Source organism: Enterobacteriaceae bacterium ESL0689 (assembly GCA_029433525.1).
Taxonomy (GTDB): domain Bacteria; phylum Pseudomonadota; class Gammaproteobacteria; order Enterobacterales; family Enterobacteriaceae; genus JAQTIF01.
The window spans coordinates 2179581-2197744 of sequence record JAQTIF010000001.1 but is presented as its reverse complement, the minus strand read 5'-3'; the positions used below and the strand labels follow the sequence as shown (position 1 = coordinate 2197744).

Annotated in this window: 16 protein-coding genes; 11 read left to right on the top strand and 5 right to left on the bottom strand. The window is 46.4% G+C overall.

Annotated elements, in window-relative coordinates; genetic code table 11:
* Positions 1-120: 120 nt before the first annotated feature.
* Positions 121-3630, bottom strand: a complete 3510-nt coding sequence (gene nifJ / locus PT300_10575) for a pyruvate:ferredoxin (flavodoxin) oxidoreductase (protein MDF7680999.1) — start codon at positions 3628-3630, stop codon at positions 121-123.
* Positions 3631-3938: 308 nt separating this feature from the next.
* Here nifJ and PT300_10570 point away from each other — a divergent pair, with 308 nt between their 5' ends.
* Positions 3939-4205 carry a DUF333 domain-containing protein gene (locus tag PT300_10570; protein MDF7680998.1) on the top strand — a complete coding sequence of 89 codons (267 nt, stop codon included), beginning with the start codon at positions 3939-3941 and terminating at the stop codon, positions 4203-4205.
* Here PT300_10570 and hslJ read toward each other — a convergent pair.
* The 4 genes from hslJ to PT300_10550 all read right to left on the bottom strand — a co-directional run bounded on the left by hslJ (position 4202) and on the right by PT300_10550 (position 6584).
* A complete protein-coding gene (hslJ, locus tag PT300_10565) occupies positions 4202-4624 on the bottom strand; it encodes a heat shock protein HslJ (GenBank protein ID MDF7680997.1) in 423 nt (140 codons plus the stop codon). The genes PT300_10570 and hslJ overlap by 4 nt on opposite strands.
* A 109-nt stretch (positions 4625-4733) precedes the next feature.
* Positions 4734-5729: a 2-hydroxyacid dehydrogenase gene (locus PT300_10560; GenBank protein ID MDF7680996.1), complete on the bottom strand. Its 996-nt coding sequence runs from the start codon at positions 5727-5729 to the stop codon at positions 4734-4736.
* Between the two features lie 337 nt (positions 5730-6066).
* Positions 6067-6309, bottom strand: coding sequence for a type II toxin-antitoxin system RelE/ParE family toxin (locus tag PT300_10555; protein ID MDF7680995.1), 243 nt, complete (start codon positions 6307-6309; stop codon positions 6067-6069).
* Positions 6306-6584, bottom strand: a complete 279-nt coding sequence (locus PT300_10550; GenBank protein MDF7680994.1) for an antitoxin of toxin-antitoxin stability system — start codon at positions 6582-6584, stop codon at positions 6306-6308. Before PT300_10550 ends, PT300_10555 begins: the two co-directional genes overlap by 4 nt.
* 49 nt (positions 6585-6633) lie before the next feature.
* On the opposite strand from PT300_10550, the gene PT300_10545 reads away from it, so the two are divergent.
* The 10 genes from PT300_10545 to PT300_10500 all read left to right on the top strand — a co-directional run bounded on the left by PT300_10545 (position 6634) and on the right by PT300_10500 (position 17770).
* Positions 6634-6801 carry a hypothetical protein gene (locus PT300_10545; protein MDF7680993.1) on the top strand — a complete coding sequence of 56 codons (168 nt, stop codon included), beginning with the start codon at positions 6634-6636 and terminating at the stop codon, positions 6799-6801.
* A gap of 1253 nt (positions 6802-8054) precedes the next feature.
* A complete protein-coding gene (locus tag PT300_10540) occupies positions 8055-8606 on the top strand; it encodes a type IV secretion protein Rhs (GenBank protein MDF7680992.1) in 552 nt (183 codons plus the stop codon).
* Positions 8600-9100 carry a hypothetical protein gene (locus tag PT300_10535; GenBank protein MDF7680991.1) on the top strand — a complete coding sequence of 167 codons (501 nt, stop codon included), beginning with the start codon at positions 8600-8602 and terminating at the stop codon, positions 9098-9100. Before PT300_10540 ends, PT300_10535 begins: the two co-directional genes overlap by 7 nt.
* A 213-nt stretch (positions 9101-9313) precedes the next feature.
* Positions 9314-11851, top strand: coding sequence for a type VI secretion system tip protein VgrG (gene vgrG / locus PT300_10530; GenBank protein ID MDF7680990.1), 2538 nt, complete (start codon positions 9314-9316; stop codon positions 11849-11851).
* A 5-nt stretch (positions 11852-11856) separates the two neighbouring features.
* Positions 11857-13764: a lipase family protein gene (locus PT300_10525; protein MDF7680989.1), complete on the top strand. Its 1908-nt coding sequence runs from the start codon at positions 11857-11859 to the stop codon at positions 13762-13764.
* A complete protein-coding gene (locus PT300_10520) occupies positions 13761-14528 on the top strand; it encodes a hypothetical protein (protein MDF7680988.1) in 768 nt (255 codons plus the stop codon). Before PT300_10525 ends, PT300_10520 begins: the two co-directional genes overlap by 4 nt.
* A 67-nt stretch (positions 14529-14595) precedes the next feature.
* Positions 14596-14799, top strand: coding sequence for a hypothetical protein (locus PT300_10515; protein MDF7680987.1), 204 nt, complete (start codon positions 14596-14598; stop codon positions 14797-14799).
* A 309-nt stretch (positions 14800-15108) separates the two neighbouring features.
* Positions 15109-16152 (top strand): lipase family protein, encoded by a 1044-nt coding sequence (locus PT300_10510; GenBank protein MDF7680986.1) that lies wholly within the window; start codon positions 15109-15111, stop codon positions 16150-16152.
* Positions 16145-16723, top strand: a complete 579-nt coding sequence (locus PT300_10505) for a hypothetical protein (GenBank protein MDF7680985.1) — start codon at positions 16145-16147, stop codon at positions 16721-16723. The genes PT300_10510 and PT300_10505 overlap by 8 nt, the downstream gene beginning before the upstream one ends.
* A gap of 240 nt (positions 16724-16963) precedes the next feature.
* Positions 16964-17770, top strand: a complete 807-nt coding sequence (locus tag PT300_10500; protein ID MDF7680984.1) for a hypothetical protein — start codon at positions 16964-16966, stop codon at positions 17768-17770.
* Positions 17771-18164 lie beyond the last annotated feature (394 nt).

Genomic DNA, 18164 nt, shown 5'->3' with positions numbered 1-18164 from the left:
AGAATCAATTTAATCAGTTATCACCTGACCGGTCGCACCATGAATGCGACCAGAGGGTGGCGAACATCACCAGCGCTGTCCCTAATCCCGCCAGTAATGTCTGTTTTCCTGTTACCAGGACTATTCTGACTTACCGGCCATGTGTGCCAGAAAATCGTAGCGTTTTTGCAAATTCACTGCCGCATCCTGCCATAGCTGTTGTGCCACTTCCGGCTGTTGTGTGTTGAGGCGCCGGAAACGCTGTTCATTCAGCAACGTCTCGGCCAGCGCCTCTGATGGCGGCCGTGAATCCAGCATCAGTGGTGGTTTTCCTGTTGCTGCCCGTTGTGGATCAAAGCGATACAGGGGCCAGAAACCGGCGGCGGTCAGGCGGCGCATCTGATCGTGACTGAACGCCAGGTCATAACCGTGTTCTTCACAGGGGCTATAGGCGATGATCAGCGAGGGGCCGGGATAGGCTTCCGCTTCCTGAATGGCTTTCACCGTCTGATTTAATTGTGCCCCCAGCGCAATCTGGGCGACGTAAACATGGCCATACATCATCATACTGACGCCAGGATCTTTTCTCGCCCGCCGCTTACCATGCTCACTAAACTTCATCACCGCCCCCAGCGGGGTCGCTTTTGAGGCCTGGCCACCGGTATTCGAGTAACATTGGGTATCCAGCACCAGCACATTGACGTTCTCTGTCAGACTCAGAACATGGTCAAGGCCGCCATAACCGATATCATAAGCCCAGCCATCGCCGCCGATGATCCAGATCGATTTTTCCACCAGCGCATCGGCATCGCTCAACAGCTGTTCCGCCCCGGCGACACCAGTGAGCGCCTGACGTAACGCCTCGACTTGTTTCCGGCGCACATCGACAGAGGCTTCACTCTGCAAAGCCGTATACAGGTCAGCGGGGATTTTATCAGTAAACTGAGCCAGTAAACGCAGGACCCGCTGGCGATGCTGATCAACCGATAAACGAAAACCGAGGCCAAACTCTGCGTTATCCTCAAACAGTGAATTTGCCCACGCAGGCCCGCGACCATGTGCATCTGTCGTATAAGGCGTCGAAGGTAAATTCCCGCCGTAGATGGATGAGCAGCCAGTCGCATTGGCGATCAACATCCGATCACCATACAGTTGGGTCAGTAATTTAATATAAGGTGTTTCGCCACATCCGGAGCAGGCACCTGAATACTCAAACAGCGGCGTAATTAATTGTGAGGTACGGATATCAATACGATCCAGTTGACTGCGGTCAATTTCCGGTAGCCGCTGGAAGAAGTTATAGTTGTTTTTCTCTTCCGCAAGATATTCAAGGCGTGGCTTCATGTTAATCGCCTTGATTTGCGGATCTTCACGATCTTTCGCCGGGCAGACTTCGACACACAGGCGACAGCCGGTGCAGTCTTCCGGGGCAACCTGCAGGACATACTTTTGTCCACGCATATCGCGGGATTTGACATCCAGTGAGTGCAAGGTTGCCGGTGCATCAGCCATCGCGGCGGCCGGAACCACTTTGGCACGTATCGCCGCATGGGGACAGGCGGCGACACAGTGGTTGCATTGTGTACACAGCGTTTCCTGCCAGACAGGGATCTGATCAGCAATATTCCGTTTTTCCCAGCGCGTAGTTCCCAGCGGCCAGGTGCCATCCGGGGGCAGGGCAGAGACGGGGAGGGTATCTCCGAGACCCGCCAGCATGGTAGCGGTAACCGTTTTGACAAAATCGGGGGCGGCATCCGAGACAACAGGAGGACGGCATGCGCTGGTGCTATTCACTGGCTGTAATGGAATTTCAGCGATACATTCACGAGCCATTGCCAGCGCCTGCCAGTTACGTTCAACAAGATCCTGCCCTTTACTCGCGTAGCTTCTGGCGATCGCCTCGCGCAATTCATGCTGCGCGCTATCGTCAGGCAAAATGTGTGTCAAATGGAAAAAGGCCATCTGCATCACCGTGTTAATGCGTGCGCCCAGCCCACATTCGCGCGCTATTCTGGCGGCATTAATAATAAAAAAGCGTGCCTGTTTCTGATTGAGCGCCCCCTGAACCTCTTGGGGTAACCGAGACCAGGCTTCATCACTCCCATAAGGTGTATTGAGCAGAAAGATACCACCGGGTTTCAGATGTTCAACAATTTGATATTTATCGACAAATTGCAACTGATGGCAGCCAATGAAATCGGCCTGTGCGATCAGATAAGAGGAGCGAATCGGCTTTTCGCTGACACGCAAATGCGAAACGGTCAAACCACCCGCTTTTTTGGAATCATAGACAAAATAACCTTGTGCAAACCACGGTGTTGAATTGCCGATGATCTTAATATTATTTTTGGTCGCGGATACGCTACCATCGCTGCCGAGGCCATAAAATAACGCTTCCAGTTTCGCTTCCGCAGGTGGCGCACTTTCTGTCAATGGCAGAGAGAGATGCGTGACGTCATCGTAAATTCCGACAGTAAAGCGCGGTTTCGGTTGAGCCGCCTGCAGTTCACGAAAAACCGCCAGCACACATTGCGGACCGAACTCTTTCGATGACAAGCCATAGCGTCCGCCAATGGTGCGTGGCAGGGTCTGGCGTTCACCACGATTAAACGCCTCGGCCAGTGCGGTCATCACATCGAGATACAACGGCTCTGCCTGAGCGCCAGGCTCTTTGGTCCGATCGAGTACCGCAATATGACGCACGCTTTCGGGTAATGCGGCCAGCAAATGGCTGGCAGAAAAAGGACGATAGAGCCGGACTTTCAATACCCCCACTTTTTCACCGCGTTTGAGCAGTTCATCAACCACCTCTTCACAGGTGCCGATAGCCGAGCCCATAATGACAATCACCCGCTCTGCTTGTGGATGACCATAAAATTCGAAGGGCTTATAGTGCCGTCCGGTCGCGGCAGCGAAATCGTTCATCGCGGTTTCAACGTGGTCATAAACCGCGTCATACCACCGGTTAGTGGCTTCACGGGACTGGAAATAGGTATCCGGATTAGCGGAGGTTCCCCGAATAACCGGATGCTCCGGATTCAGTGCCCGCTGACGATGGGCGTCAATGGCCTCCTGCGGTAACAGACGCTGAAGGGTTTCGTCGCTCAGTGGCGTGATTTTATTGACTTCATGCGAGGTGCGGAAACCATCAAAAAAGTGAATAAACGGCACCCGGCTTTTCAGGGTGGCGATGTGGGCAATCAGCGCGAAATCCTGCGCTTCCTGGACGCTACTGGCACACAGCATCGCGCATCCGGTCTGGCGTACCGCCATCACGTCAGAGTGATCGCCGAAAATAGAGAGGGCGTGCGTGGCAACGGTACGGGCAGCGACATGCAGAACAAATGGCATCAGTTGTCCCGCCAGCTTGTACAACGTCGGGATCATCAGCAACAACCCCTGCGATGAGGTAAACGAGGTGGCAAGCGAGCCGGTTTGTAGCGCGCCATGTACAGCAGCGATAGCGCCCGCTTCTGACTGCATCTCTACCACGCGCGGAACATCGCCCCAGACGTTTTTTAACCCATTGCCAGCCCAGCTATCGGCCTGTTCTGCCATCGTTGAACTTGGAGTGATCGGGTAAATAGCGATAACTTCACTGGCGCGAAAGGCCACGGAAGCGACTGCGCCATTACCATCGATAGTAATCATAAAAAGAAACCCCAACATTGCACAAAAAGAAGGAGCCCGCAAAATAACCGCAGGTTCTGTCGCTGTATGTTACCGATTTTAGCAAACCCGTCCTAAAAATATTTTTGCATTTGTGTCTCTGATAACGTTCATATCGCCAGGCGAGCCGGGAAGCAAAATCGCGACAGACTATTACTCCGTGAGGAATTTTATCAGAACAGATAACGGGCGGGCATTAACAGAATGTCTCCTGGCTCGACATCGGATACGGTGCTGCCTATTATATTTATGATCTGTTTATTTTTCGATGCTTCTGAGAGGGAAAGAGGATGCGAGCGACTTTTTGGCTGGCGTGTACCACGTTACTATTGTCAGCCTGCCATCAAGAACCGATGCAACAGGGCACCGCCGCCTACGTACCGCCGGCAATGCGTAGCACCATGAGTGATGAAGGGCTGGCGAATTGCGCAATGCTGGGCGGGGCATTATCGATCGCGCGGCAGCTTGATGGTTCATCAACCGGTGTCTGTGCATTACCGAACGGCAAACGTTGCAGCGAACGGGCATTAACCGAAGGGGGTTGCGGTAGCCGTTAATTCATCCGATCAGCCAGTTTATAGATCAGGGTCTGATTCGCGGTCGTGAGTGTCAGCTGACCGGCGGTCAGATCCACCTGTGCGCCCTGTTGTAACATGCTGGTAAGAGTCACATCCAGCTTGTTCAGCTTCGCATCGGGGCAGAGCATATGGGTCATCGCCAGATCCTCGACTTTCAGTTCACCGTTGCTGATTTTACCATTGCCGCGAAACTGGTTGCACATCTGGCCATAGATCGACATATGTTCACCAAAACTGAGTTCCGGCGCCTCTTCGCCGCTGTTTAACGGCTGACCATTGACGTGCGTGAGCACAAAACGGTGATGCTGCAGCTGTTCGGCACCGATGACCGTTTTATGGTTATTGATGCAACCGGATACCAGGGCGGTAGCGACCAGCAGTGCTGCATATTTCTTCATTTATTCCTCCGGATCATTAATAAAAAGCAAATAGTGTCATGCTCTGGCAGATAATGGCTGCCAGAGTTGTCTGATTATGCCCATCAACGAGATGAGCATAAAAATAAAATTACACTAATTCATTCGGGCAGGGTTCACCGCTCGACACCTGATGCAGATTATCGAGCGTGGTTCTGGAGATAGCGATCAACGCTTCGGCGGTCAGAAAAGCCTGGTGTCCGGTAAAGAGCACGTTATGGCAGGCAGAAAGACGGCGGAACACATCATCCTGAATCACATCATTGGATTTATCTTCAAAGAAAAGGTCGCGTTCGTTTTCATACACATCCATCCCTAATGCGCCAATCTTCTGATGTTTCAGGGCTTCAATCGCGGCCTGTGAATCAATCAGTCCGCCACGGCTGGTATTGATGATCATCACACCATCTTTCATCTGATCAAATGCCGCCTTGTTGAGCATATGGTAATTGTCTTTTGTTAAAGGACAGTGTAACGAAATAATATCCGACTGAGCATAGAGTGTCGGCAGGTCAACATACTCCACACCAAGCTCCAGCGCGGCGGGAGAAGGATAGGGATCGAATGCCAGCAGACGCATCCCGAATCCTTTCAGGATACGTAACAGCGCGACGCCAATTTTGCCAGTACCAATAATCCCCGCTGTTTTACCATGCATTGTAAAACCGGTTAAGCCTTCGAGGGAGAAATTGGCATCACGGGTACGCTGATAAGCGCGGTGAATACGGCGGTTCAGCGACATCATTAAACCTACTGCATGTTCAGCGACCGCTTCGGGAGAGTAAGCGGGAACATTGACCACATGCAGCCCGAGTTCTCTGGCGGCGTTGAGATCAACGTTATTAAATCCGGCGCAACGTAAGGCGATATATTTCACACCACACGCCTTCAGCTCTTCCAGCACCGGACGGCTGCCGTCATCATTGACGAAGATGCACACCGCCTGACAACCATGCGCAGTGGTGGCGGTCTTTTCTGTCAGCATGAAATCGAAAAACTCAAGCTCGAATCCATAATTATCCTGCTCATTCACATGCTGAAGGTATTTTTTATCGTACTGTTTCGTGCTGTATACAGCGATTTTCATAATAATTCTCTTTAGTGATTACATCATCACGGTATCATTTCTAAAAATGTTCAGATCAAGACTAAGCGCCTGGCGCAGCCAGTCTGGCCAGGCGCTAAAAATCAGTGGCCACAGACTGTTTGTAATAATTCTAGATCATCTCATTGGTTTGAGGTAACAGTTTAAAAGATAATATATTTATCTCTGTAGAGGCCGACGGGCCTTCACTGTCAGCTACCGTGTTAAGTCAAAAAAATAGAATAGCATCCTGTGCACTGAGGGACTGTCAGCAAACCTGCGCCAGACGCAGCCGGGCGGCCATAAAGTTGTTAAGCGGAGGCCGTCAGGCTGACCTGCCTTATTGCTGTTGGCTGAACATGATGAAGGAGCAGCAGACCAGCCGGTAATGTTCATGGAGCACCAGTTCGCGGGTTCCTGCTATCTGGCCTGCTGGCCCCATCAGCAGGTGCTCTGCGAGTCCCGCCGCCGATTCACTGAACAGTTCATCCAGTTTCAGCGCTGCAACCGGGTTTCTTTCTGCCAGGTAGTCCCATATGGCGGTACGATCCTCTATGACTTCTTTTGTCCAGATGACTCTCACATTTTACCTGCCAGCGCTGCCCGTCGTGCCGTGAATAGTTTTTCAACCTCGTCGTTGTCTGTACCTTCGCCTGAACGGACAGACTGCCGTCCTTTTTCCACTTTCTGCGCCACATACGCATCGTAAGCCTGAGCGTCGCTCTGACGCCGGATATACTCCCGCATCAGCTCACGCATCACCTGGGAGGCCGGTCTGTGACTGGCTTTTGCCGCCGCGATGAACCCTTCCCGCAGCGAGCTTTCCAGTTTCATCGTGAACACTGCTTCTTTCGGCATTACTTTTTCCTCGCATCTGCTTAAGTAATGACAAAATATATACCTTATTATGATGCTCTTCATAGTCAGTGGTACTGATACCGACCTCAAGGTGGATATCATTGTGCTGGCACCGCTGACCTTAATCACGGTGACAGCGTCACTTCTGAGCGCCACCTCGAAGATCTGGCCGGGGAGCAGCAGCACTGGCTTGCTCTGGCGGCATCTGAGCGGGTGAGTGGGGTGAGTTGATCATCCGGCTGGCTGAAGAATGATCTGCGGGTAAGAAGATCCCGGTGCCCAACATGATGGCCGATGATTTCAGCAATGTAAGGGGCGGCAGCCCCGGCAATGGCTCTGCGGTCACGCGACCACCATTTAGCCTCTGATGTAACGCTTTTAGATAATTTAAAAATAATTTCATTCTGGTAATGAATATCTTTTTTAAATTAATGGCGATGTCCGCTTAATATCGCAGCAAATCACCCATAAAAATAGCAGAGATAGCGTATGGGAAGGCGCGCTAATGGCTTAATGATGGCGGGCAGGACTTTATCGACCAGATGCCAGGTGAAGAGTTTCAAATATAAAATATCAGATCATTATTATTGGTATGATAGCAAAATATTTGTTGCGTGAATGTATTATACTAATATAGCAGATGCATCTGAACATGATGTCGATTGTGATTGCAACTTTCCCCTGCGGCTATGTAACGGATTATTCTTTAGTTTATAACCTTAACCTCTGTCATATCACGTTATTTAATTGTTATTTTTATGTATTTTTTGTTTTATGAAATCATCATTTTATTAACTTTTATGTACGACCACACAGATAAGAGCAGGCAGATCGGAAAAAAATGCTGAAAAACTCACAAAATTCGTTTTGTCTGTTTACAAAATAAAAAGGCGACTTAATAATAGCTGAGAAATTGTACGACCTGCCATTATATTATCTCTACGGGTAGAGCGTTCCGTAAGTCATCGAACTTAACGTGCTGGCAGATGCCGGAAATAAATAATTTATTACTGGAATAAATAACGGGAAATACTATTTATGCCTCTGTTAGTCAGTAACCAAATACAGGCACCAATATGGAAAGGTTCGCTGCATGATCCGCGGCTGTGCGAAAAGGTGAATTTCTATCAAAACGGCAATATGATTCATTCCGGTGCCAGGAGTGAACGAGCTACGACGTAAAAGCTAAACAGGCTGGCGGAAGCGAGCCTGTGAGGGCATTTCCGGCAACATCTGGGGCGGTGATGCCGGAAATGCTCTCTGCTATCTGACGATTTGCCCTTGTGCGCATGGAGACACCTGAATATCAGGAAATGGCGACGGGCGGTAGCGTACCCACAGGCTGAATGTGAGTATTTTGTTAAAAAAACAATCCATTACTGATCCTTGAAGTCGATGCCCAGTCAGTGTCGGGTATAACAGGGACGCTGGGCTGGAGTGATGACGAGGGGATAATCATGGAGTTCACTGATGACTGATACACAAAACACATTGCAGGATAAAGAAGGCGGATTGCGTTTACTGACGCCCGGCGAAATACGGCTGGCGGAGTCGGTTTTTTCCTCCACCATTGATTATCACAAAGTATGGATACACCACGGGAGCTATTTACCGTTAGGTCTACAAAATAAAGATACCGCGATGACACCCAATGGTGAACTCTGGTTTCGTAATCAGTATAAGGATGATTTTTCGCAGGCGCTATTCGATTATCAGCATCTGTTTATTCATGAAATGAGCCATGTCTGGCAGCGAGCGCGGGGAATGAATGTGATAGCCCGGGGACTGGTGAGCTGGCTGGTCAGTTATCGCTATACCCTGGATGGCAGGCTGTTAAGTGAATATCCAATGGAGCAGCAGGCACAGATAATTGCCGATAACTTTGTATTACAGACCTTTGACTATGATATCTGGCAACATCTGAAAACAAAAAAAAATCCTAATATTACTCTGGATGGTGATATCTCTGAGCCTGTTATTCGCCAGGGATATAAAAAAGCGCTGAGGGGGTTTCCATGGTAAAAACAATATCTTTCCGTATATCAGGAGCAATGCTTCTGACCAGTATCAGTCTGGTGGCGTTGACTGGCTGCCCAGGCCCCGGTGACAGAATGCGTTTTGATGAAACCACACAGGTTACTAAACAGGGAGAAAACGTCTGTTTTTATGTAAATAACGCTCAGGATTATCAACTAGCAGATATTGGCATTAATCCACGAGATTTACCGATAAAGGAAAGAGAATTTGATTTTTCGCCTGCTCTTCGTGTCGTTAATGGTATGTTATGCATTCCTCCTTCCTTTTATCATTTTCCGGAGAAAGGACAGTTTATTATTCAGTACATATTAAAATCCAAAAATCCCAAAAACGAACCCCGAAGTGTGGTTGTGACGGCAGAAGTCAGTGGTAAGTATATTTACAATGTCACACCAACCGAAATGGAAATTGCCCTGCCATATTGTCGTTTTATGGATAAACAATCTTCTCCGGTTATTACCGGAACCTGTCTGGAGTGATGGCAGTTACCTCCTGAATGATTAAGCGCCTGGCCCATCAGGGCAGTACCCGAAATTATGTGTCTGTTGCGGTTTCTCCGCGCTGTCCGTGCTGCGTCAATAACGAAGATGCTAAATATTCTCTGAATGAACGATTTCAATCACCTGAAAAAGCAGTGTAATGACTTTTTCAGACTTATCAGTTAAACCTGTTATTTCTGTGGGATCACTGTTATGAATCTACCCGGTATGATTAAAAATACCCTCTCCGCTATGACGGAGAATGGCCTGAACCGCTACCGGTTAACCATTCCTTCCTGCCCGTCGCTGCTGGATGTGGAGGAGTTCAGCGGTAAAGAGTTTCTGAGTGAGCTGTACCATTACACAATCCTGTTTACCAGCAGTGACCTGAATATCGATGCCCGCCAGATACTCAATAAATCGGCCACCCTGACGATGGGTACGGGCCTGCTGATGGCGCTCAGCGGGCATAAGCTGATTCACGGCGTGGTGACGCACTTCAGGCGCATCAGTGGTTCAGCCGACCAGGCGACTTACCAGATTATTCTCGAACCTTTTTTATCCCTGCTGGCTAATCAGTTCCGCACTCACCGCTTCTTTGTTAATAAATCGGTGCCGGAGGTGGTCAGGGAGGTGCTGAAAGACCACGGTCTGGAAGACTGGATGTTTACGTTCAGACTCCGGACGGAGTATCCGAAGCGCGAACAGATAAATCAGTACCGGGAGAGCGATCTGGCGTTTATTGAACGGCTGCTGGCGGAAGTGGGAATATTCTACTTCTTCACCCTGCAACCAAAGACGCAAACTGAAGTGATCAACTTCGCCGACGGGCAGTATGCCTGGACTCACGGCAAAACACTGCCACTGAACAGCCCGTCGGGAACCAGTGACAGCGGCATGGAATCGGTCTGGGGAGTCCATGTCCTGCACAACGTGGTGGAACGCTCGGTCACTGCCGATGATTACAACCACCGGGAAGCGCAAAACATTCTGACTTCCGTTTCGGCCGATATGACCCGTGGTGACGGCGAGGGCATCACCTACGGTGATGTCTACCACTATCGTGCACGCCACCTTGAGCTGGGAGACAAAATCAACCCGGCGGCAGAAACCGCTAACTTCTGGGCGCGGCTGGAGCATGAACGCTTTCTGACCCGCCAGACCACAGTGACCGGCAGCAGCAGTGACGCCGCTCTTGGCCCGGGACAGGTACTGACCATCACAGAAACAACGGTTCCGCCAACCCTGCCGCGGGAAACGGAAAACGGCCTGCTGATAACCTGTGCGAGCTACACCGCCAGCCGGAAGAATGCCCTGCGGGTGGAGTGGCTGGCGATGCCGTTTCGGGATAACCGCTGCTGGCGACCAGCGGCGAAAAAGCGCCCGGTGATAAGCGGCACCCTGACCGCCCGCATCACCAGTGCTAAACCGCAGGACATCTACGCCTGGCAGAATGAGGCGGGACTGTACCGGGTGCAGTTTGATGCCGACCGGGATGACAAATATAAAGGCATGGAAAGTATGCTGGTGCGGCTGGCGAAACCCTATGGTGGTGACAAATATGGCTTTCACTTTCCACTGGTTCAGGATACTGAAGTGGCAATCGCTTTCCACGAAGGGGATCTGGATCGACCCTATATTGCCCATGTTCTGCATGATTCGCGTCATATCGACCCGGTGACGGAACTCAACTCTACCCGCAATGTTCTGCGCACTGCCGGGCTGAACAAACTGCGGATGGAGGATAAACGTGGCGAGGAGCATATCAAACTCAGCACTGAATATGGCGGAAAAACGCAGCTGAATCTTGGTCATAATGTTGATGCTGAAAGGGTACTGCGCGGTGAAGGCGCAGAGCTGCGTACTGATGACTGGGTGTCAGTACGGGGCGGCAAAGGAATATTATTGAGTGCCGATATTCAGCCTGGTGCACAGGGTGTGATGCTGGATATGCATGAGGCTATCCAGCAGTTAGAACAGGCGCTTGATCTGGCCAAAAGCCTGAACCGGGCAGCTAAGATAGCAAAAGCTACGCCAGCAGAAACTGACAGCCAGTCGAGTCTGAACAGCGCTTTAATTGGTCTGCAAAAACCGGGCATATTAGCCCACTCTCCCAGCGGGATCGGTATTATCAGCCCGGAAGCTATAAGGATAGCGTCCGGACATCAGAGTGTAGGGATTGTATCGGGTCGCAATACGGATATCAGTGCGGCTCAGTCGGTGACGGTTGCCGCTGCGAATACGGTCAGCTTGTTTGCCCAGGGAGAAGGAATGCAACTGTTTGCTGGCCAGGGGAAAGTTGATTTACAGGCTCAGGGGGATGCACTCAATGTTCAGGCGCTGAAAGATGTCACGGTGACCAGTAATAACGGGAATGTGACAGTGAATGCCAGTCAGACGCTAACGCTGGTCTGCGGGGGTGCGTATATCAAAATCAGTGAAGGGAATATTGAGCTGGGATGTCCGGGAAATATTTTCCTTAAAGCAACAAATATACAAAAGATGGGAGCGGTAAATTTAAATCAACCTGCCCAGGAGCTCCCTTCAGGATTTAAAGGTGGATTTGATGTTACTGATAAGGAAACGGGTAAACCGCTGCCCTATACGCTTTATAAGATAACGACGGCTGAAGGTGAAGTGTATAGCGGAACAACGAATAAAGAGGGCAAAACAATGCCGATTTATACCGCAGTGCCATCATCAATCAAAATTGAATTTCCCTTCAGTAACACGGACAGTGAACAGGACTAACTATTATGGGTGAATCAAGAACATCGGCAGTAGGTGCTTTCGGCAAAGCTGAGGCGCAGGTACAACGAAAATGCTGGATTGAAATCCAGCTGGTTGATGAAAATAGTAAGCCGGTAGCTAATATGCCATGGCGGGTCGAAAATGAAGCGACCCGAGATAAATATCTCGAACCTTATCAGGGGATCACAGATTCAGAAGGGATATTACGGATTGATAATTTATATCATCCGGATCTGACACTTTTTGTTGCAGCTCAGCCACTGGCGGATGAAATGGAGCAGCGCCCTTTAAGTATTGAGAGAACAACGGTTTATGCCATGAAAATGGCATCGATGACGGTTGATAAGCAGACTAACTACATTTGTTACTATGTGGTTATTGGGCAATTATGTGATAAAGCGCCAGAAATACCTGACTGGGAAAGTGAAGCATTGCCTTTTTTTCATTTTCCTGATCCTGATTTTTCGGGGTTGACCATATCGAATATGCACTTTAATTCACGAGTAATAGTAAAAATTTGTCCGTTCAGAGCATGGAATCTGCTTCTTCATCATACAAAAGAGTATTCTATTATAAATGCATATAATTTAGGCTTATTAGCGGAATTTGCATATGAGTCTGAAGAAAAAATAACTAATTTTTTTAATAAAGAATGTCAGGATCTCTCCTGGGTGCCATCGTTACTGTATCAAACCATATCGGTTGATGTACCATTCAGACAGCGCTATATAGATCCAAGGTTTTTAGACACATCAGCAGGTTCTGCGGGTGAGGGGGGTACGCAACTTTTTTATGTACATAATAAAAAACAAATGATTATTAGCTGGCGGGGAACAGAACTCACAAAATGGAATGATATTAAGACCGACGTATCATTCAGGCCGGTTCCTTGTGGCGATATTATTTCTGGAGGTAGGGCGCATAAAGGATTTTTAGATGCTTATAGATTAGCAGTATATAAATTTAGTGTGAGATTTAATACGGATATACCAAGATTATGTAATGAACGTGAATTATTTATTTCCGGACATAGTTTGGGTGGGGCGTTATCATTAATCCAGGCAACAGTACTAAGAACTTATAACCCCCTGCTCTATACTTATGGCATGCCAAGGGTTTTTTGTGCCGCTACGATTGCACAATTAGATGATATTATCCATTTCAGGCATGTGAATGATTCTGATACAATAACGAGCGTTCCGCCAGAGAATGAACTGGAGAATAACCTGTACAATCTGTGGGGCCCTTTTGGTATCATCTGTGGTGTTAATATATCTGTTGCTGAATTAATCGCTCAGAATGTGGGCATTAAATTTGGTGATCCCTACTGGCATCATGGGAATATTGTTATTTTCTTTAAGGCAGAGCAATCTTTTGTAAAAAAAATAACATCTCTCCCTGCCGGATATAGTTTAGATGAAATGAATACAAATCCACTAGTCATTCGGAATATGTTTATTAAGAAAGCTAAGTTATTTGTTGTTCCTTTACTAAATGAACATGATTTTAAGGAGGCAACCAGACAGCAGGAGAGGTTTATTAAAAGAATAGATAAAAAAAGCCTGGAAAAGTACTTCCCTAAAAATACTAATCCTGAACTTGACTCATTCACAAACCTGCTTCATCATCTTATGACCGGCCAGTATATGCCATACTTGAAAAATCAATTGCTTGAGTTGGTTGATCCTGAGCGTAAAATGGAGCGAAAGCAAAAACGGCTTGAATTCGCTCAGCAAGTAGAGAAAGCTGCTACTACAGGAGAACACATATCAAAAGAAGAGGCCAGCAGGAATAAAATACTTCTGCTTCTTCAGGATATGTTACCGGAAACATTAGCTATCTCAAAATCAGCAGAGACATGGCAGAACTCTTTAATCAGGTTTAAAAATAGAGAGAAGGAAGAACATGAATGAAAATATCAGTTAAAATATTATGCCTGAGCGTCATTTTTGTTATTTCCGCATGCGATAGAGATAAATCCCTTTCTCCCCCCAGGGATACAAAACATATCACTATTAAAATACACTCGACTTCAGATATGGACATTCTGCCAGTTAATGTTATGTACCGCTCTGAGCCTTGCTCATTTAACCGACATGGTTCCGGAGGTAGAGAGTACAAAGTAGCTGGCCACAACTCAATGTTGTTACCGGTTGTAGAAAATAACAGTTTTTCTGTAGCATCAGTTCCTGTCGATGGCGGTGGTAGCTGTAACTGGAAGCTCAGTAATGTAACGGTTAAGTTTAAATATGATAAAAATAAATTTGATAAGTTGGTAGATGATAGTATTGAAAATGTGATCATTTTGATATTTGATGATCACTTACCTCAAGATTACAATGGTAATATTAAGAGCATTTTATCTGAACATGTTAATATTGTTCGGGAATATTTCCCATGGATACATACTGATTATTTTGGGAATCATGGAAAAAAAATTGACCTGAATGTGTTTGGAGATCTTCATTTATATAGTTATAGAGTTAAAACGGCCAGTTCTGTTACTGTCTGGCTAACTTCTAATTATGACAAAGTTATTTATTCCGAGGGACCGAAAGTAAGAAAGGAAATTGGTAGCAATCATATTATATTTAAATATCCAGATGGCTCTATTGATCCTAAAGGAAGAGATTTTCCTGATTTTAAAAAACTTCAGGCTATATCAAGAACGCAATGATTTTTAAAAGAAGCGGAGGGGTAATATGAAAAAAAGCGAAGCAGGTATTATTCCGGGAGATTAAGTAATGAAAAGATATCTGTCATTTTTTCTGTCGTTGCTGATCGCGATTGTTTATACAATTCTGCTGCTCTTCTCGTTCAATGGGTTTGCACGCAATAGTTTGCTGGAAAAGCTGATTACTGATCTCCATATTTCTCAGGTTGGTTTTTTTCTAGCGATCGTGTTGATTGTTTGTGCGCTGGTTAATATTTTCGTAATGATTTTTTAATAAAAAAGGGCTGGTACAGAACAGTAAATATTATTCTGTATCGCTCATTTATTTGCGGTTCTCTGATTATTCTGGTTATTACCTGCATTCCGGTTATTAATAGGGCTTGTTATAATGCCTACCTTAGTCTGTTTTATCATGGAATACTTTATCAAGGTGAGGATAAGTTTCAGCAGATTATCTCATATGTTGTCCGTCTGATGGCGTTCTGTTTTTTTACCGGCGCAGTGATGCCTGCTCTTTTTACCATAATGAAAAAAAGGAAATATTTTTCCTGTAACTGATACGTATCACATTAAATACCACTATATAGAGAGCTGTGATGAGAATAAAATGCAATGTACTACATTGCTTTCTACCGGGAAGGTGCATACCGGGTTCTGGAGTGGCTATTGTCGGGCTGAGAAGAAATTTAAAAAGGAATTAAGAGATCTTTCTAATTTATTCCAAGGTAGAAAATTATTTATTACTGGTCATAGCTTAGGTGGATCTTTAGCACTTATCCACTCAGCAAGTTTGAGAGAGTATAATCCTTTACTTTATACTTACGGTATGCCCAGAACCTTTACCCGTGATGCTATCGCTCAGTTAGCCGACATTCCCCATTTCCGTCATGTTAATGATAAAGATCTTGTGCCCGCAGTTCCTATGGATGCTAATCTTGATAACGAGTTATATCGCTTATGGGGAGTAATAGGTGGTACGCTGGGCTTTTTCTGGTCGGTGGGCGAGTATGTCGCTTATCAAGCGGTGCCGTGGGGGGATTGCTTCTGGCATCACGGTAATACCGTAGCCTTTCTTGCCACCTCCCAGCATCAGGAGTGGAAAGAGTGTAAAAGGGCATTGCCCGAACCCGCCAACTGTATTACAGTCAGAGCAAAACTGCCCATTAGCGTTAAACTTTATCTGGTGCCTGCTCTGGCCAAGCAGGAGATGCAGCAGGCAGGCCAGCAACAGCAGGAGTTTAAAGCATCATTAACGGCAGAGAATCTCAATGAATTTTTCCCGACAGGGAATAACCCGGCGCGCGGTTTTGTTTATTCGGTCTTTGATCACTCGATGACCGCCTATATCACCTTTATGAATAGCAAACTACTGGACTTGATTAATAGATCAGATATCGTGGCAGAACACGCAATCACCGAGTATCAACGCAAGCTTGGGGCATTCCAGGAGCAGATGACCAGAAATAGGGAGAGTATTCCGAAAAAAGAGTATGCCCGCAATGAACTGTTTCTCAAGGTGGAAAGTTTATTAAGCACCTCCCTGGCGCCCACTCTGGCAACTCAGCCGGGTAAAAATGCCCTACTGCGGTTTATGCAATTCAATAAAGAGGTAATGGCAGATGATTAAGCAATCAAAAATAGTGGTGCTTTCCCTGGTACTATTTTCAACAACGGGTTGCATTATAAATCGCCCTATTAATAGAACATTATCACCACCAGCAGATACGAAATGGGTTAATGTGGAAATCAAAAATCCCTCTCCCTATACCAGACCCATTCCACTGACAGCGAGGTATATTTCCTATGAATGTATGAAAACAGTGATCAGTGCGGCAAACGGCGAAATTGTTACCAGGCATACCTATAACCCAATAGCCATTGATATGGAACAAAAAGCGGGAGATATCTGGCAGACAAAAGTTGCCATGACCGGAGGGGGGGCTTGTAAATGGACATTAAGTGCAATTGAACTGGGTATTGAGTATACAGATGCCACGCATCTGGGTAAAGATTTAGTTTTAGGAACAGGTGTTGACGCACTGATTGCTTTTGATAATGCTGCCACAAGTAATGGGCAATTTAAATATTTTACCGGTGATTTAACTTTGTCACCTAACTATTATCCTTATATTATAGAAAGAAAAATTTCGGAGAAAAAAATCACTTTCTTTGTTTGGGGAAGATTATATCTCTTATAGAGTATATAATCTCAGTAATATCTATTATTATCCAAAACTTAATGAAGCTAAAATAGTTAGGTTTATAGAGCCAGAAAGAAAAATAAAAGGTGTGTACGCAAAAATAATCTACCCAGATGGCAGTATTGCCCCTGAAAAAACTCTTTTCCCTGATTTTAATGTGGTTGATAAGATGGAGATAAAGTAAGTCACATTATCTAATGATGGATTGCTTTGCTGTCTTTTGGGAGGGAGAAGAAAATGCGCTTATTCGTTTTAAATCGATCGCCAGAGAACTTATTGAATAATTTCATTAATGCTTTTATCGTGCTATTTTTCCTTAGTGGCTGTGCTGACTATGTTAATTACACACTGGAGCCACCGGAAAATACACAGTGGGTAAATGTGGCAATAAAGGTGCCGCCGGAAACCGAAATATTACCCTTGTCAGTATTGTACCGTTCAGAGCGCTGTCAGCGAAAAGAGTATGATCCGCTCAGTGAGTCACATGTGCGGATGGTGCGCTGGTTTAATCCCATGCAGATCTCACTCTCGCCATCTGACGGTGACGGGCTGCGCAGAGCGCGTATTGCACTGGATGGTGGTACACGTTGTCACTGGGTTCTCAGTGGTATTCGGGTTGGGCTGCAGGTGGCCAGCACATCCACGTTAGCAAGTGGAAAGGATATCATACCCGCAAATTATGTATTTGATTTTGATAATGAAGGGATGGGTAGTGGTTTTGGAAAAGGTAATCCCAGACCAGTCAGTGGCGATTTATTCTTTAAAACGGAATTTTTCCCGATGGAATACCTATATCATAATATTGATGAAATAGACTTGTATCTCTTTGCCGGAAATGAACGCTCCGAAAAGTGGAACAGATACTACCGGGTGAGCGGAATTAAAAATATAATTATAGCACCTGTTTTTTATCGGAATAAAGTTGTCAAAATAAAAGGATCTGGCTCATTATCAGAAAAGAAGACAATCATTTACCCAGATGGTAGCGAGGAAAAAACAAATGGAAAAATTCCTGACTATGATAAGTTGCTGCGGATGAAATAGCTGGCAGGTAAATATTTTAGCCCCGGATAGTGCTCAAAATCTCACGCACAGCTATATTCAGATGCTGATTGGGAGGCTCGTATGATTGCTGCTTTATTAAATTATAATTACGACAATGTTGTATATTCAAAAAGCTGAAAGTAAAAAAAGAGAAATCAGCAGTAGTTATGTTATATTTAAAAACTTTGGCGGCACTGCTGATCCTGGAACCAGGGATTTTCCTGATTTAAAAAATATCTGGTTTTGTCTGTGGCACAATAAACACCAATAGATCTGCATATGGCAAAAGAGCGTGTATCACCAGGTGATAAAATCACTCATAAGAACAACTTTATCACCTCGTTCGACAATGATAATAAGGGCGATTTGGTCAGGGATAATATCTGTTGTTCGC

Coding starts and splice junctions, on each gene's coding strand:
- hslJ (MDF7680997.1), bottom strand. CDS start 4,624: ATGAAGAAATATGCAGCACTGCTGGTCGCTACCGCCCTGGTATCCGGT.
- PT300_10515 (MDF7680987.1), top strand. CDS start 14,596: ATGAAAAGATATCTGTCATTTTTTCTGTCGTTGCTGATCGCGATTGTT.
- PT300_10550 (MDF7680994.1), bottom strand. CDS start 6,584: ATGCCGAAAGAAGCAGTGTTCACGATGAAACTGGAAAGCTCGCTGCGG.
- PT300_10500 (MDF7680984.1), top strand. CDS start 16,964: ATGCGCTTATTCGTTTTAAATCGATCGCCAGAGAACTTATTGAATAAT.
- PT300_10540 (MDF7680992.1), top strand. CDS start 8,055: ATGACTGATACACAAAACACATTGCAGGATAAAGAAGGCGGATTGCGT.
- PT300_10545 (MDF7680993.1), top strand. CDS start 6,634: ATGATGCTCTTCATAGTCAGTGGTACTGATACCGACCTCAAGGTGGAT.
- PT300_10505 (MDF7680985.1), top strand. CDS start 16,145: ATGATTAAGCAATCAAAAATAGTGGTGCTTTCCCTGGTACTATTTTCA.
- PT300_10535 (MDF7680991.1), top strand. CDS start 8,600: ATGGTAAAAACAATATCTTTCCGTATATCAGGAGCAATGCTTCTGACC.
- PT300_10570 (MDF7680998.1), top strand. CDS start 3,939: ATGCGAGCGACTTTTTGGCTGGCGTGTACCACGTTACTATTGTCAGCC.
- nifJ (MDF7680999.1), bottom strand. CDS start 3,630: ATGATTACTATCGATGGTAATGGCGCAGTCGCTTCCGTGGCCTTTCGC.
- PT300_10560 (MDF7680996.1), bottom strand. CDS start 5,729: ATGAAAATCGCTGTATACAGCACGAAACAGTACGATAAAAAATACCTT.
- PT300_10520 (MDF7680988.1), top strand. CDS start 13,761: ATGAAAATATCAGTTAAAATATTATGCCTGAGCGTCATTTTTGTTATT.
- vgrG (MDF7680990.1), top strand. CDS start 9,314: ATGAATCTACCCGGTATGATTAAAAATACCCTCTCCGCTATGACGGAG.
- PT300_10525 (MDF7680989.1), top strand. CDS start 11,857: ATGGGTGAATCAAGAACATCGGCAGTAGGTGCTTTCGGCAAAGCTGAG.